General features: G+C 47.7%; 11 protein-coding genes. 1 reads left to right on the top strand and 10 read right to left on the bottom strand.

The genetic code is table 11. The features are described from left to right. Positions 1 to 248: 248 nt before the first annotated feature. From EJ361_RS13620 to EJ361_RS13590, 7 genes are all read right to left on the bottom strand, one after another. A complete protein-coding gene (locus tag EJ361_RS13620) occupies positions 249 to 2,219 on the bottom strand; it encodes an alpha-amylase family protein (protein ID WP_126246183.1) in 1,971 nt (656 codons plus the stop codon). A 257-nt stretch (positions 2,220 to 2,476) separates the two neighbouring features. Continuing rightward, a complete protein-coding gene (locus tag EJ361_RS13615) occupies positions 2,477 to 4,279 on the bottom strand; it encodes a RagB/SusD family nutrient uptake outer membrane protein (protein ID WP_205687004.1) in 1,803 nt (600 codons plus the stop codon). Between the two features lie 21 nt (positions 4,280 to 4,300). Next, the gene (locus EJ361_RS13610; RefSeq protein WP_126246182.1) at positions 4,301 to 7,672 is read right to left on the bottom strand and encodes a SusC/RagA family TonB-linked outer membrane protein; all 3,372 of its coding nucleotides are present in this window, start codon (positions 7,670 to 7,672) and stop codon (positions 4,301 to 4,303) included. 166 nt (positions 7,673 to 7,838) lie between these two features. After that, positions 7,839 to 8,822 (bottom strand): ROK family protein, encoded by a 984-nt coding sequence (locus EJ361_RS13605; RefSeq protein ID WP_126246181.1) that lies wholly within the window; start codon positions 8,820 to 8,822, stop codon positions 7,839 to 7,841. Further along, positions 8,819 to 10,144 carry an FAD-dependent oxidoreductase gene (locus EJ361_RS13600; protein WP_126246180.1) on the bottom strand — a complete coding sequence of 442 codons (1,326 nt, stop codon included), beginning with the start codon at positions 10,142 to 10,144 and terminating at the stop codon, positions 8,819 to 8,821. Before EJ361_RS13600 ends, EJ361_RS13605 begins: the two co-directional genes overlap by 4 nt. A gap of 24 nt (positions 10,145 to 10,168) precedes the next feature. Further along, positions 10,169 to 10,951, bottom strand: coding sequence for an SDR family NAD(P)-dependent oxidoreductase (locus EJ361_RS13595; RefSeq protein ID WP_126246179.1), 783 nt, complete (start codon positions 10,949 to 10,951; stop codon positions 10,169 to 10,171). 8 nt (positions 10,952 to 10,959) lie between these two features. Beyond that, on the bottom strand, positions 10,960 to 11,769 hold the full coding sequence (locus tag EJ361_RS13590; RefSeq protein ID WP_126246178.1) for an SIS domain-containing protein: 810 nt from the start codon (positions 11,767 to 11,769) through the stop codon (positions 10,960 to 10,962). A 145-nt stretch (positions 11,770 to 11,914) separates the two neighbouring features. Here EJ361_RS13590 and EJ361_RS13585 point away from each other — a divergent pair, with 145 nt between their 5' ends. Beyond that, the gene (locus EJ361_RS13585; protein ID WP_126246177.1) at positions 11,915 to 12,823 is read left to right on the top strand and encodes an AraC family transcriptional regulator; all 909 of its coding nucleotides are present in this window, start codon (positions 11,915 to 11,917) and stop codon (positions 12,821 to 12,823) included. A gap of 56 nt (positions 12,824 to 12,879) precedes the next feature. On the opposite strand, the gene EJ361_RS13580 is transcribed toward EJ361_RS13585, so the two are convergent. Genes EJ361_RS13580 through EJ361_RS13570 form a run of 3 tightly spaced genes read right to left on the bottom strand, consistent with a single transcriptional unit; the run spans position 12,880 to position 15,615 of the window. Beyond that, complete coding sequence (locus tag EJ361_RS13580; RefSeq protein WP_126246176.1) at positions 12,880 to 14,253, bottom strand: sugar porter family MFS transporter; 1,374 nt, start codon at positions 14,251 to 14,253, stop codon at positions 12,880 to 12,882. A gap of 29 nt (positions 14,254 to 14,282) precedes the next feature. Continuing rightward, positions 14,283 to 14,888, bottom strand: coding sequence for a bifunctional 4-hydroxy-2-oxoglutarate aldolase/2-dehydro-3-deoxy-phosphogluconate aldolase (eda, locus tag EJ361_RS13575; RefSeq protein ID WP_126246175.1), 606 nt, complete (start codon positions 14,886 to 14,888; stop codon positions 14,283 to 14,285). A 40-nt stretch (positions 14,889 to 14,928) separates the two neighbouring features. Further along, positions 14,929 to 15,615: a creatininase family protein gene (locus tag EJ361_RS13570; protein ID WP_126246174.1), complete on the bottom strand. Its 687-nt coding sequence runs from the start codon at positions 15,613 to 15,615 to the stop codon at positions 14,929 to 14,931. Positions 15,616 to 15,660 lie beyond the last annotated feature (45 nt).

The raw sequence follows: 15,660 nt of genomic DNA, 5'->3' as shown, positions 1-15,660 counted from the left end.
GGGGTCTTAATCCATTGCATGGCCATGGCACGACCGTGTTGTAAATTGCTTTGGACGATCAATCTAAAGCATCATGCGCTTTTATGGATTATATCGACCGCCATCAATCATGGAATTCGATCAAAGATTGGATTTCATCAAAATTTCGACTACTAAATCCGGAACATAATCCGGCAGGCAACTTTTACCTGCCGGATTTTCACAGCCAGGCGTTGAAAACTCACCTTTCGCCGATACTCACACAGATGCTAGTTCCGCACCAATTCATACTTTAACATTAAAAAATCGGCAGGATTCGTTATAATAAATTCTATACCGCCTTCACTATCCACCTTTTTTCTGAAATTCTCCCCGGTTCGCAGGTTCATAACTTTGATGGTTTTCCCGGCAATGAATTTCAGCTGAATTCTTTTGGTCGCTTCCTTATTGTTCATTTCCCTGAATAATAACAAATAGTTGTCTTTCACCCCTTCTTCACTTACCATTTGAAATCCGGACCAGCTATTATTGTCCGGCTGCTGTCCTATTGGGAAAGTATAAGCTGTAAAAAATCCTTCCCGGTGCTTTTTATACAATGCGATAAATTCCTTCAATTCCTTTCTGCCGTCTCCGTCAAGGAATTGACCGCTTTGAAAAAAACATGGTGCAAATGGTAAACCCATCGCAAAACAATAAGAATGGCTATGTTGAGGTGCATCGCTAAGCGAACCATTTGTCCTTTTCGGGTTTTGCAATAAAACCTGAAGCTTGTTACTGTTAAAGTATTTCGACATCAGCCAATTTTGCATCAATACCTGGTATGGCACCATGGTTAGATGTTCCGGAAGCCCTTCCTGCAAATTTTGAAAATAGATGCTGCCGTACTCTTTGAAATAGTACCATCCATATCGGGGATCATCATATTCGGGACAAAGTGTAAACTGTGTTTTCATCGGAGCATACTTCATCACCTCCCTGTATTTCCGGGCACGGTCTTCATAATCCTTACGGTCCTTCAGATGGTCGAAATCCATTTTCCAGGAAACAAACCCCAGTTCATCAATGTTTTTCTTCATTTCATCGACAGTAACATACTGTGCGGTGGCCCAAAGACCGAACCTTAAACCGTATTCATCCGCCTTTGCCTTCAAATCTTTCCAGCCATGTTTATACTTGGGCACAAACCCTTTCGCATCACTGAAGCGGCCTCCTTTCTGCCAACCATCATCGATCTGCATCACTTCCACTCCCAAATCTGCCAGAACGGGTATTTCGTTCATCAGGTACCCCTCTTCGGTAAACTGCGCTCCATCCGGATTGGCGGGGCCCCATGTATTGCTCAATAAAAACATATCCCTTTCAGGAAAAACCGGGTACCTTGTCCTGTCAAACTTTTTCAAAGCCAGCTGCAATCCGTCATTTCCACCGCTCCAGAGAATGGTCCATGTAGCCCAGCATTCCCTGTAACGGTCCGGCACAATTTCCTTCGCCGAAAGCCCCCACCCCGTAACTTTCAAACCTACGGGACCGGCGTAAAAGCTACCCGTGAAATGCGCTTTTTGATTAACACACTTCGGCGACTCCTTTACTACGCATACTCCCTCCTTACCGTTACCGTACTCCACACTCAGGCCGCTTGCCCAGTCTACATCTTCCGTCTCGAAAAGCGGATAACCTTTGACTACTTTCTCTTCGAGCATGAGCCGGCTGGGATCGTGCCGGCCGCCTGGATTATTATAATACCCCCAATACCTCCGCTGATTTTCCACTTTAAAATTCAGCGGGAGATAATCGCAGCGGGGACCGGGCGTTGCCATATTGTTTCCGAACCGGTTCTCGACACCTTCGTCATCTTTAATGTTGCCGGGATCAAATCCGTCCATTGCTTTCAGACGCAATTGCGTTCTCACTCCAACAGCGTCGGGATATACCCAGACCACGTATTGCAACATCACCTTTACATTTGGGTATCGAAATGTCGTAATAATCTGCAAATAACGATTGCTAAACCCTTCATCATCCCCCTCCCCCACCGTTGTGCCGATCCATTCCGCTACCGATGTATCACTGATAGCGCCAGGAAGGCTCCAGTCACACTTTTCTTTCGGGTCCGGAAAAGCAAACTCCCTATTACTGCCCAGATCTTTCAGTCCTATTGTCTGCAAACCATGGCCAGTGAACTTCCACTTGCGTTCCATCTTTCCAGTGGAAGCAACGATTTCATCTTTGCCGAGTTTCACGACAGCATTCTTGAGGTAGAATACGGAGTCCTTCCTCGAAGTCCGTTCCTCATGCTTCCCTCTTGCCTTAAGTAAAAAAGGGAGGCAAAGAAAAAATGTGATGAATACTAACGATCGCGAACTATTGTACATTTATCCTCATTTTTATTTAGCGTAGAATCATATTTTCCTATATAGCCGGCTTTCGTAAAATAGTCCCGGCCGGACCAAAAGCCACTCCGGGACAATTTACCAATTTATCATTCATCCAATCAAGCTCATGGTGTTTCCCAACCCGGATTCTGCACCAGGGCCTTATTGCTTCTGGTTATGTCTTCCAGGGGAATGGGCGCCAGGTAATCTTTTTCCGGCCTGAACCTGAATCCGTTCGGCAGCACCGTTTTCCATGGATCATAATAACCTTTGCTATCTAGCTGGGCGGAAAGTGTTGCATTCGTTGCCGCATCATAATCCGCCGGGTCATACTTGAATCCACGAGGCCTGGTTACATCGGTATTGAACAAGGCATGGGCCCGCCAGCGTTTCCAATCATCAGTCCTGTACCCTTCTCCGAACAATTCGGTATTCCGCTCGTTGCGAATGATTGCCAACAGGTTGCTTACTGCGTATCCATAATTCGGCCAGGTAGCGTCTACTGTAGGCATATGCCCGGTCAACAGGGGCATTCCGGCGCGGACCCTGATCCTGTCGATATTATCCGCCAAATCCGGCAATGAATTATTCAATTCAACATATGCCTCCACATAGTTGAGCATAATTTCCGCCACGCGGAAGCATATCGCTGATGTAGTTGGATTGCCCGCCTGGCTGTTATAATTTATGTCAGGGTTGTTTCCCTTTTTGGGCCAGTACCCCGTTGCCGTTGCGTTGTAATAGTTCGTACCGAGGTTTTCACAAACGGTATAGACCCTGTTGGGCTCCAGCACACGATTGAAATGATCTCCCGGAACAAAAACAGACTGCCCGAAACGGGGGTCTAGCGAGGCTTTCAAATCCGTGAGACAAGCGGCGCCTTTTTTGGGGAATTTTGAATTGTCAGTTACATCCACCGTTTGCCCGTTTTTATCCAGGAAACTTTGCACCAGCGCAAGGGTGTACCCACGGTTAAAATAACCCACCGTCGTCCACCAGTTATTGCCATTTCCGGATGCGCCGGTGATGTTGTTAGAGTATGTTCGACTTAATGTAACTTCGTTAATACCTGAATAATTCTCCCTGTTAAACAAATTAAAGTAATCCGACGCTGGATGACCGGTATTGTATAACATTCCTTCAAAATTTCCAGATATTGTTTTCAGTTGGGTATATGCATCTATCACCTTCCTGAAATATGCGGTTGCATTAACACTTGAAGCGGAGGGTGTATTGGCATGATATTTTGCCCAGCTTGCCTCAAACAGTGCCACCCTTGATTTATATATAAGTGCGGTTTCCTTGTTGATCCTGTTAACACCTACGACAGAGCGGGTATTTAAAAGCTCAATGGATTTATCGATCAACGCCATAATGGAATCAACGACCATCGCCCTGCTATCTCTCTTCCTGGTAAGCGCGGCCTGATCATTGGCGCTGATAACATTGGAATACCACGGAACATCGCCGAATTGCTTTACAAGATTATGATAAAGCATCGCCTTTAAAAAACAGGCTTCACCTAACGTATGTTTATACTTATCAAAAGGATCCTTGCATTTTTGATAATTATCAAAGAAGTAATTTATTTCATAAATGGCCCCCCAGCTCCAACCGCCGCTACCTGCGGCGGTGGGCGCAACGGTTTGTCCATTCATATATGCATTGAAGCCGCCGACATACCCACCTCCCATCATATTATCGGAGACTGCGTCGTTCCAGAAAGAAATTTCCGGGACCCACTTGTATTTCCCGACAATATACATGTCCAGCTGAGACGAATTCTCCCAATAGTTATCCTGCGACAGTGTATCTAACGGGCCTTTGTCAAGAAACTTCTTACAAGACACGAATAAGATGGCCAGCAACAGCGGCACGAGCCATCGTGCTGCTATCCGATATTTATATATTGAGGTACGCATATTCATTGAGTAAATTTTTAAATATGATTAAAATCCCAGGTTAATGCCAAATGAGTAAGTCGCCTGCTGAAAATAGTTCCTTCCTACCCAGCTGCTGTACGAATTGGAAGCCGGCATTTCCGGATCTACCCAATATGGAAGCGAAGACGACCGGAATGTAACCAGGTTCTCTCCGGAAAAGTAAATCCTGCAGCTCTGGAGGCGCGCCTTACGAAGCCATTCGCCTGGTAAAGTATAGGTAAACTGCATATTTTTGATCCGCAGGTATGTCAGGCTGATCAGGTAGCGATCACTGGGCTGGAAGTTTTTAAACCCATCTCCCCCGATATAAGGCCTCGGGAAGAATGCATTCGTGTTGGTACCCAGTTTTGCCAGCAATTCCGGGGACGTGGATGCATCCCGGTAGAAATCCAGCTGTTTCCCGCCATCATATATATTAACATCGGAGTTGTTGCCAGTTTCTGATCCCATTCCCCAATAGTACATGGAATAGTTGCCGACCTGGTCGCGCTTGCCTACTCCCTGCGCCAACATGGAAAAATCGAGCCGCCCTGCCCTATCGAAGGCATACCCGAGGTTGAGATTGATACTATATGTGTATCTGGGCGTTGAATTGCCGATGATCCGTCTGTCACCAGGATTTTCTACTGTTCCATCGCCCGTTGAGATCGCACCGGGAGTTTTGTTGTCCAGCTTCTCGTATTTTACGTCGCCCGGGTACCAGTTGGCGCCTATTATCGACTGTGCTATCTTTAATGTGTTGTCCGGATTAAAATCTCCCTGGTTCAATAACCGCTCTGCATGATACCCCCAGATCTCGCCGAGCTTCATTCCCGGATACCATTGTCCCACATAATTCCTTGCAACGTTATACTTCGTAATTGTGCTTTGCGCGTCGGAAAGGTACAGTCTTACCCCATAATCCAGTTTCGGGGTAATATTATCCCTCCAGCCCAGCTGCAGTTCAAAACCCCTGGTAACAAACGCCGCGTTGTTTACGCTCGGGGCGGAAGTACCCAAAACTGAGGGAACGGGGCTCGGAGGGCCGAGCATATCCCAGGATTTTCGGTGAAACCAGTCGAATTCGGCTGACAGCCTGTTATCCAGGAATTTAAGTTCCGTTCCTAGGTTCAGTGTAGTTATCTTGTTCCAGGTAATATCCGGATTCAGTAGACCGGGCGTGTTCACATAGGGCAGGGTTTGGCCACCGAAAACCCATGCGGTATTGGGGCTGACGGTCAACGTTGGAATATACAGGAAATTTGCGGTATTGCCCTGGTCGCCAAGCGTACCATAGGAGGCTTTGATCTTTGCGAAGTTTACCGTACGCTCCAGTTTCTCCCAGAACCTTTCGCTGCTGATATTCCAACCGGCAGACATAGACGGGAAGAAACCCCAACGCTTATTCCTGGCGTAACGTGCAGATCCGTCGTAACGACCATTTAACTCCAGCAGAAAACGCTCGTCGAACATATAATTAAGCCTTCCGAAAAAGCCCGCGGTCGACCAGGTGCTCATGGCATCGCTGGCAGTTTTATTTTGCTGTGAAAGGTTGATGGAATAGTTGTTCGGAATCAGCATTTTCCCTCCGCTCCCGCTTAAACCACGGTTATTCGTTTCCTCCGCCTGCATGCCGGCCATTATCTTCACGAAATGTTTACCAAGCGTTGTATTGTACGACGTATATCCCTGAGTAGTCCAATAATTGGAGAAACTGCTGGTTTTGCTGATGGAAGAGCTGCCGCCAAGAACAGTCCTGCCATCTGCATAAAAATGGTGAACTACCTGGTTGTTCAATGCCTGATAGTCGCCAAAAAACATCCGCCAGGTGCCATCTATATGAATATCCCAGCCTTTTGCCGGATTGAGGTTGAACTCCAGTACATTATCCAAACGATGTTGATCATCTCGCGACTGACCGCCCTGGATACCTTCTTCAATGCGGCTCGATTGATTATAGTGACCGTTCGGATTCTTTTCCGGCACCACCGGCCAGGCTCCGTACATGAAGCCATACAACAAGCCCATTCCTGTTCCGCCCAATGTCGGGGACACGGTTTTTGCCAGGGAATATCTGGTCCGGAAGCCAAGTTTGATCCAGCTATTGATATCGGTATTGAAACCTCCGTTCAAACTGAATCGCTTGTAATTGTCAAAATCGGAAACGAACTTAAAAATACCGGGTTGGCTCAGGTAACCTGCGGATACGAAATAGTTTGTTTTTTCAGTTCCCCCGCGCAAAGACAGTTCATGCGTCTGGCGCCGCGAGTCCTTTAACCATACTTTGAACCAGTTCGTATTGGTCATCCCATTCTGGCCCCAGCCCCAGGACCCATCGGGCAAAAGCGGAACCAGCTCATCGATGGTATATCTACCGGGATTTTCAACATTCCCCTTGATGATAGCCAGCTGTTCAGGATTGAAATATACACTTTGACGGGAGTTGAGATATGATTCGTTCCTTGCCAATGCAAATGTATAGGCGTCGAGTGGGTCCGGGTAGTTGACCGGCTTTACGATAGCATAGCTACCAGCATAGGTAAAGGTTGGTTTTTGATTCCGCCTGCCTTTTTTCAGCGTAACGATCAATACTCCATAGGGCGCCCTCGAGCCATATATGGCACTGGCCGCAGCATCCTTCATTACGGCAACGCTTTCGACATCGTCCGGGTTGAGCGTATTGAAGTCCTCCATATTTGTGGGAATTCCGTCGATCACGACGAGGGGCGGTGTACTGCTATTAAGGGAAGCGTTCCCCCTGATCGCGATCGTCTGCGTTCTCCCGGGCGCGAAACCGGAGGCGGGCGCGTTGAAAACGATGCCGTTAGCATTGCCCTGCAGCAACGCCGTTACATTGGCAGCGGGCCTGTTTTCCAGCTCCTTTCCGCTAACGACCTGTACAGCACCTGTAAGATTTACTTTCTTCTGCGTGCCGTATCCTACCACCACCACTTCATCGACCTTACTTTCCGCCTGCGTGAGCGTGACTTCGAGGGTTTGCCGGGAGGTTACCGTTATTTCCACCGGTGCGTACCCGATGTATGTGAAAACGAGTACCTGTCCTACATCAGCGGCTATCGAAAAGGAACCATCCGCAGCCGTACTTGTTCCGGTACGTGTACCCTTTACTTTTATGGAAACGCCCGGAAGTCCTTCCCCTTTTTCACTCTTTACCACACCCTTTACAACCAACGTAAAGTTGTTTTCCGATACATGAATATTTTTATCAAACGTGGAATAATGCGAAACACCATGAGGGGCAATTGTAATTGCGCGCGACAGCGATCCTGCGGCAGAAGTGTTTATAAAAGTGAAGAAAAATAGCGTCAGTACGCTTAGGTAAGGAAAAATCTTTCGTGGAACGGCCAATGGCCATACATCATAAGTACTTTTTTTCATACTTTTGTTTTGTTTGAATTACCAATCAAAAATGTCTTGCTGGGCATTTTTTGTTGTTTCAGATGAGGAGAATGTTTCCCGCATTCTCCTTTTTTCATAAATCAGCTGGAATTTGTGTTCATGATCGGCAATTTTGAAGAGTTCGCTAATAATTTTGGTTGAAATCCTAATCTTTCGCCCCGTCTGATAAAACATGTCTTAAAAACAACGCCGCACCCAATGCACTGGCATATTCCTGCATCCGTGAGATCTCTATGGCCACCGGCTCCCCGATGGGATAACGAAATACCTGCCTATCCACCTTTTCCCGGACCTTTGTCAAAAACAGGTCTGCCGCCAGCGTAGCTCCACCGCCTAGAATTATCAACTCTGGTGCATAGGCATGAACCGCGTTAACAATCAAATTTGCCAGATTGTCGCTCCAGCTTTCCATTTCCCGAAGGCAAACATCGTCTCCTTTCCGGCAGGCATCCGCTATCTTTTCGAAATCCACGGATATGGGGTTAGCAAAATACGCATCAGACAAAATACTGGGAATGCCCCGCTGGATGGCTCCCCTAACCTGTAACACAAGCGCAGTAGCGGAACACAACGTCTCACCCGTTCCATAATTTCCTGTCAGGCAGCGCAACTGGCTGGATGAGTTTAAAATCAAATGCCCTATCTGCACACCAAATTGCAGGAAACGGTTGGTCAGCAATCGTCCGTCAACGACCACGCCCGACCCAACTCCCGTTCCAAGAGTAAGCCCAACCACCCAATCTTTGTCCCTGGCCAGGCCTATACTCTTTTCCGCGTATACGGCCAGGCGACCATCGTTATCTGCTATCACGGGCACCTTGAATAGTGCTTTCAGTTTCTCCACCAGCGGAAAACCTTCCAGCATTTTAAATTTTCCGGGCAGGTATACTACTCCCTTGTCGGGATCTATTACGCCGGACAAACTTAAACCGATACCCAGCATCGCCCCGTCAAAATTCGACCGGATATCTTCGACCGTCTTCGCAATAGCATCCATCAACGCCGGCGCGCCATGGTGTGCATTGGAAGCGGAGTGGAACGATCTCAGTATCCTTTGATCTTCTCCGACTACCACTACTTTCAATCGTGTACCGCCGGCGTCGAGTGCTACAATGTAATTTTGGCTCATAGTTCGTCAATTATTGCTCCGTAATGTAACAACTCCTGACGTATTACGGCAAAATCGAGCGCTGCCGGAGAGATGCCGCGCTCTGCGCACAAGGCAGCGGCAATGCCGGCAGCCTCCCCCATCGCCATGCATTGGGCCATGGACCGGACACTGCTGTGCGCTACGTGACTGGCACTGAAACATCGACCTGCTACCAGGATATTGCCGGTATTCCTGGGTATCAGGGTACGGTATGGAATGCCAACCGTTTTCCCGTCCGGCAAGTATTTCCATTTGGTCCCTTCTCCGTCATGATGGTCCTCCATCGGCGCGCCGCAAAGGCCGATCTGATCATCAAACTGCCTGGCCGACAAAACATCGGCTTCGGTCAACCAATATTCCCCACGTACCCGTCTCGTTTCCCTGATACCGATTTGCACACCGAAACTGGCCAACTGCGCCTTTTCATAACCTGGTACACAATCCTGCAGAAAACGGATATACTCCAGCGCCTGCAACCTGCCCCGAATTTCAGCACTACTCAAAAACTCGGGATTGGTGGCGTTAAATGTTTGTCCGTCAATTATACCATAAGATTTCAAGCGCGTCATAATGGTAGCGGTCATCCCATCTACCGGCGTCACGTGATCACTGCCTTCCTTCCTTGGCAAATCATAGCGACCGCTCTCCGAAGCGGATTGCATCAAATGATGGAACGCCTCTTTCGTAACCGCCTTTCTCCTGGCGATGTCTACGTTTACCATCTTGAATGTGGTGGTAAGGGTCTGTGCGGGCTCAATCGCGCCGGCTAACTCGAATTCATAGCCTGCCAGAAATACAATATCAGCGTCGCCCGTAGCGTCTATATATTGCTTCGCTTCGTAACAGGCAAGTCCATTTTTGGTACCTACTACGAGCGCCTTGATTTCTTTTCCGACTTTTACCACATCCTGCACCCAGGCGTTCAGCAGAACATGGCACCCCGCCTCCTCCACAAGCGTTTCCCAGACAATTTTAAGATATTCCGGATGATAAGTAATACCGGTGCCGGCGCCGAAGGTATTCGGCCGTTCGAAACAGGCGTTATATCCTTTCAAACCATTTACAACCGCATCTGCTATCCCTCCTACCACCTTCCTGGGATTGTTACCTGGCGTATAATATCCATAAAATGTATCCAATACCGCCGTGCTGATGCCCCCCAAAAATGGTAGCCTTTCAATCAGCAGGGTTCTCGCGCCACTTCTGGCCGCCGCGATCGCAGCTGCCGCACCGGCAGATCCGGAGCCTACAACGATCACGTCATAAACACCTTTTGTGTCAATTTTCTTCGAGTAGTTCATTATCGTTTGCCAATAGTAAATAAATCACGAAATACTCCATCCCGCATCCACTGTCAATGTCTGCCCGGTTATCATACCGGCATCGGCACCTAACAGGAATACTGCGGACCGGGCAATGTCTCCGGCAGACATAACAGTTCCGGCCAACGGCTGTTTTTCCTCCATAAATTGAACGATGCTGTCGTTCCCGGCAGCCCTGGCGCTCATGTTCGTCAGCGCCAAACCGGGAGCAATGGCATTAATCCTGATCCTGTCTTTGGCGTAGAATGCGGCAGCGGATTTCGTCATGCTGATAATAGCACCTTTACTGGTGGCATAAGCAATGGCGTTAAAATTCTTCGCGTCTGGAGAAAAGGCAAGCACGCTTGCCATATTCAGTATCACTCCCCGCATGCCGTTTTCGTCGGGCACCTGGGCCAGCATCTGGTTGAGAACGTACTTACACATCTGAAACTGCGTTGTAAGGTTATTGTTCAGCGTGGTTTGCCATCCCTCAATGGAACATGTATGCAGGGGGCCATCCCCGAACTTTCTCCCGCTGATCCCGGCCACATTGAAAAGACCGTCAATCCTGCCATATTTCTCCACACAGGCAGACACCAATTTTTTGACAACCCGCTCATCCGTAAGATCACCGGTAATGAAATCGGCCTGAAGCTGCATTACCTGCAGTTCATCTGCCAGCGTTTCGCAGTGCCTGGCGTCGCAGCTTACGAAAAATACGCGATGGCCCTTGCCAGCGAGCAACTTCACTGTTTCAGCCGCTATGCCCGCGGCTCCGGTAATGATAAAAACGCAGCATTTCATATCGTTCACTATTTTATCAACGGAGCTATTGCATGTTCATTATTCGTAGCTTTAGCATAACGCTTGCGTTGATCCCTAAGCCAGGAGTCATAATTTACCTCGGTATCATTGAGGTGCATATTCTGCAACACAAAATGTTCAACTTTCCTGTCCGTCAATTCCTGCAGGGTAAGTTCGTTGAGAGATTGTACTACCGTCAGGGCGCCGATGGAACTGAGTGGGCAGATGCGGTAAGTGTGGTTCTCTGCCACGACTTCCGTGCTTAAATCCCCGACAGGCATGGCGTTATCGATAAAATACCCCTTTTCGGCCTTCTCTATAACGAACCACAAATTCATGCCCGAGCTGTGTTTTACCGGGGCTTTTTTTGATTGTTCCGCACAGGACAGTGCGACGATCGGCAGAGAAGGATACCTGCTGGTGAACGCAAGGGCCACATCCACCGCAGCAGCGGTAGTACCGGTTGCCGTAACAACCAGCAGCACATCATACGGACCAAAATCAATTTCATCCAAAAGGGCGGCCCCGCTATTCTCCACTTTCTCGAAAAACTGGTTCAACCGAAGTCCGTTTGCACCCACTACATCCGTAAACGTAGTAAGCCCTGTGGAAAGGATTGCCCGAAACCCGGTTAACGCTCCCATTCGTATGCATAATTCCTCAACTGTTACGCGGGAATGCCCGTTTGCATAGACATGGATCAAACCACCATGCTCAATTGCATCTGCATAAAGAGAAGCAACCTTCTTCAGCAGTTCTTCCTGCTGCAAAATCTTTTTCTGTATCGTTTCCAGTTGGTACGGGAACGTCAATTTCATTTTGTGCGCGTTTAAATTTTTGAAGTTGAAAGATCGATTTAAAGGTATGTAGTAAACCCAAACGAAAAATTCACAATCCTTTTTTATAGATAGATTATCCTATCTTTGATAACAAAATCGGCCAACCAGTAACCAAACGCAGCACATGAGAAAGCACAAAGCCAGCTACGAAGGGGAGCAGGTGATTGATATCCCTAAAAAAATATTGTCCAAATGCGCCCGAACTCCTTTAATACAGCGGCTATACATTAACAGGATGGGCATTTTCCCTCATGCCATCAATCACTACTACAAAAGGGAATCCGGCCAGGTTTCGTACGCAGTGCTGCTGCATTGCTTCGATGGAGAAGGATGGATAATAATGGGCAATAAAAAGTTTATATTAAAGGCAGGAGACGCATATATCATCCCGCCATTTTCCGCCCATTCATACGGCGCGTCTACGAGCTACCCCTGGAGTATTTCGTGGATGCATATCGCCGGGAGTAGTGCCAGTGAAATATCGGACGCGGTAAAACTCGTCCAAAAAGATGCGCCTGTTCACACTGTTTACTCAGAAGAACGGAATAACCTGTTCAACCTGATGTTAAAAACCCTGTCTAAAGGATTCAGTGTATCGAATTTGTTATATGCCAACCTCATATTGCCAAATTACCTCGGCAGTTTCATAGCGGCAGACAATTTCAACAGCTTGTCTGCCACAATTCCCGCGGAGGAAAACGTTATCGATGAAGCGATCCAGTTCATGCGCAATCACATTGAAGAAAAAATAACGGTGGAAGAAGTCGCAAGGCACTCCGGGATGTCAGTTTCGTTTTTCTTCAAACAATTCAAAAAAAACACGGGATATTCCCCTGTGGCGTATTTTAATTTTCTGAAAATCCAGAAAGCGATACAACTCATCCATACTACAAAATACAATATCGGCGAAGTGGGGTTAAAAATCGGGATAGATGACCCATATTACTTTTCCAGGCTGTTTAAAAAACAAATGGGAGTGTCGCCCAGACAATACATCCATGAATTTATTTCGCCAGCGGGCGCTGACCAATGACCGGCAACCAGGTTTACATTTACTACGAACTATTGAAAAAAAAATAATATAGCTGGCTATTTCATCAAAAGCCTTTCGATATCCTCCAGTGACTTACCTTTAGTTTCAGGCACCTTCCTTTCAACAAATAAAAAATAGAGCAAACATATAATGCCATGCATTACAAAAGTAAAAGGTAACCCCCAATGTGATTTGAGCACTGGAAAAGAACTGGTAGAAAAGAAATTCGCCAACCATAGCGAGAAAGTACAAGCCGCCATTGCGTTTCCGCGGATACGGTTCGGGAATATCTCGGATAACGCTACCCAGGTAACAGGCCCGATGGTAGCCGAATAGACCGCAATGAACAACAGTACAAAGATTAATATCCATATACCGTTCCATTGGAAATAAAAGCCGGTAGACAATGCCAATGCGATGGCAAAAAGAGACAGGGTGCCGACCAAAAGCAGCGTCCTGCGGCCCACTTTATCAATCATCGAAATAGCAAAGAATGTGAATAATAAATTGATCACGCCGATGATCAACGATTGCAGAAACGCTGACCCTTCTGCCATCCCCGCATGCCGGAATATTTCGGGCGCATAGGAGAAAAGCGAATTTTGCCCGACAGCCTGTGAAAATATGGCAATAAAAACTCCTGTTATTAATATAGTCCTCATTCCTTTATCAAAAAGGTCCGCCACCCGTTCTTTTATCTCAGTTTTAAAACTACGACTAATGATCAAAAGCTGTTGCCGGGCATATTCTGCGCCCCCGATCCTGGACAGCACGATCCTGGCTTCCGCAATCCTTTTTTTACCAACCAGCCAACGGGGACTTTCCGCTACCAGGAACAAACCGGCAAAAAACAGAATGGCAGGTACAGATTGTGCCGTAAACATCCAGCGCCAGTTGTCGGGCCCTGAATTCAGCAAAAAGTAATTGGTAAGATAGGCCAGTAAGATGCCCAGGGTTATCGCCAACTGGTAAAAAGAAACCATCCGCCCTCGTAAGTGAGCCGGGGAAATCTCCGCCGTATACATGGGGCATACCAATGCCGCTGCGCCTACCGCAACCCCGCTAAGCAACCGAAAAGAAATAAACAGTTTAAAGTCGGGGGCCCAGCCTGTGCCGACCCCAGTAATGGCAAAAAGTACGGCACATACGATCAACAACTTTTTTCTGCCCCATGAATCGCTGAGTTTTCCGGCCAGCAACGCCCCTGCGATACACCCGAGATTGATGGATCCAACTGCCCAGCCAATTTCAAAATCACCCAACCGAAAATGCGGCGCTAAAAATTGGATCGCACCCGAAATGGTTACCAAATCGAAGCCAAACATTACGCCGCCCAGCGCGGTAATAGCGCAAACCTTGTAAACGTACTTATTATTCACAGTGGCCGGGGTTGTTGATGCATCCTGCGATACAGGTACTAAAGTGGCCATAATTTCCAAATTATCTTGTTAACGAGAATTCAATGAATGCGTTGGTCAGTTATTGTTATGGATTTACGGGCATTTTCGGCTATTGCCGCAAAGTTTCGCCGTTCGATCAATTCCCCCGAAGCGATCCAGGAACCGCCGACGGCCATTACAGACCCTGGCGCCACGTATTCATGCAGATTGGCAAGGTTTACGCCGCCCATGGGAATAAATTTCATCCCCGTATGGCCGTAGGGTTGCTGCAATGCCCTGATCACCGCGACCCCGCCAAGAAGATCGCAGGGAAACACTTTTACCAACTTGCAATCCAGCATTAAAGCATTTTCCAATTCGGAAGCCGTAGCTATTCCGGGTATGAATGGAAAGTTTTCGCGGGCAGCAGCCTCCAACGTAACTTTGTTCAAACCCGGTGCCACGCCAAACCGGGCACCTGCATTGACGGCGATTTTTATCTGTTCGGGATGGATCAAAGTACCAGCACCAACATGCATTTCAGGGAATTTCTTCCTGATAAGCGCGATTGCCTTTGCGGCAATACCGGTTCGAAAGGTAATCTCCATTACATCCAGGCCGCCCTCCAGCAATGCTTCCGCTACCGGTAGCACATCATCTTCCCGGTGTAGGGTGACCGCTGGCATTAGCCTACGCTTAAAAAAACCTGCTATCACGATTAGTTCATTAATGTTCAATTGCCTCTTTCAGCTTCCTGGCTAATGCATTTGCCGCCCGTTCCACTACCGCTAACCCATTATTAACGTCTGCCTCGGAAGGATTACCGTTTACACCTCCCGACTCGGGAGCCAGCTCTTGCCGAGAACGAATTTTATACCAGGGTTTTTCCACCGGAAAATCCCTTACACGGTCCATGTAAGAGATCGTTCCCACCGCCAGTGCTACTTCCGTTTCTCCTTTATCCGCATGGTGAATACCCTGGATCCCGCAATCGCTCCACCAATTCCAGCAAGCTCCCTTGAATTGCGGATACTGCTCCCAGACTTTATGAAAAGCCAATTCACAAGGAATTTTATTAGCCCCATGACCGGTAATGAAGGCAACTTTCATAAACCCTTTACTACACAATGCCATACATATATCTATAATCACATTAATATAGGTTAATGCCGTCACCCCAAGCGTTCCTGGATAACCGGCCATTTCATCCGCAAAGCCGTACTGGACGGCAGGAGCCAAAATGGCGCCCGTCTCCATCGCAGCTCTACGGGCAAAGTAGGTTGCGGTATCAGTATCCACACTCACTGCCAGGTGGGGACCATGGGCTTCGATGAGCCCCAGTGGAATAATTACCGGCAACTGTCTGTCCAGGAGATCAATTTCATCGGAAGTCAGGTGTATCCACTCTTTCATATGTCAGTCTTATTGTTTCGAAGGCTCCGCATGCATACGATATTC

This window comes from Chitinophaga rhizosphaerae, from assembly GCF_003958645.1.
In the GTDB taxonomy this organism is placed as follows: Bacteria; Bacteroidota; Bacteroidia; order Chitinophagales; family Chitinophagaceae; genus Chitinophaga; species Chitinophaga rhizosphaerae.
The sequence above is the reverse complement of the archived record's forward strand: the minus strand, read 5'-3'. Positions and strand labels throughout refer to the sequence as shown.

Excerpts from the sequence above, each read along its gene's own strand:
- EJ361_RS13615 (WP_205687004.1), bottom strand. The coding sequence starts at position 4,279 with ATGAATATGCGTACCTCAATATATAAATATCGGATAGCAGCACGATGG.
- EJ361_RS13610 (WP_126246182.1), bottom strand. The coding sequence starts at position 7,672 with ATGAAAAAAAGTACTTATGATGTATGGCCATTGGCCGTTCCACGAAAG.
- EJ361_RS13605 (WP_126246181.1), bottom strand. The coding sequence starts at position 8,822 with ATGAGCCAAAATTACATTGTAGCACTCGACGCCGGCGGTACACGATTG.
- EJ361_RS13600 (WP_126246180.1), bottom strand. The coding sequence starts at position 10,144 with ATGAACTACTCGAAGAAAATTGACACAAAAGGTGTTTATGACGTGATC.
- EJ361_RS13595 (WP_126246179.1), bottom strand. The coding sequence starts at position 10,951 with ATGAAATGCTGCGTTTTTATCATTACCGGAGCCGCGGGCATAGCGGCT.
- EJ361_RS13590 (WP_126246178.1), bottom strand. The coding sequence starts at position 11,769 with ATGAAATTGACGTTCCCGTACCAACTGGAAACGATACAGAAAAAGATT.
- EJ361_RS13585 (WP_126246177.1), top strand. The coding sequence starts at position 11,915 with ATGAGAAAGCACAAAGCCAGCTACGAAGGGGAGCAGGTGATTGATATC.
- EJ361_RS13580 (WP_126246176.1), bottom strand. The coding sequence starts at position 14,253 with ATGGCCACTTTAGTACCTGTATCGCAGGATGCATCAACAACCCCGGCC.
- eda (WP_126246175.1), bottom strand. The coding sequence starts at position 14,888 with ATGCCAGCGGTCACCCTACACCGGGAAGATGATGTGCTACCGGTAGCG.
- EJ361_RS13570 (WP_126246174.1), bottom strand. The coding sequence starts at position 15,615 with ATGAAAGAGTGGATACACCTGACTTCCGATGAAATTGATCTCCTGGAC.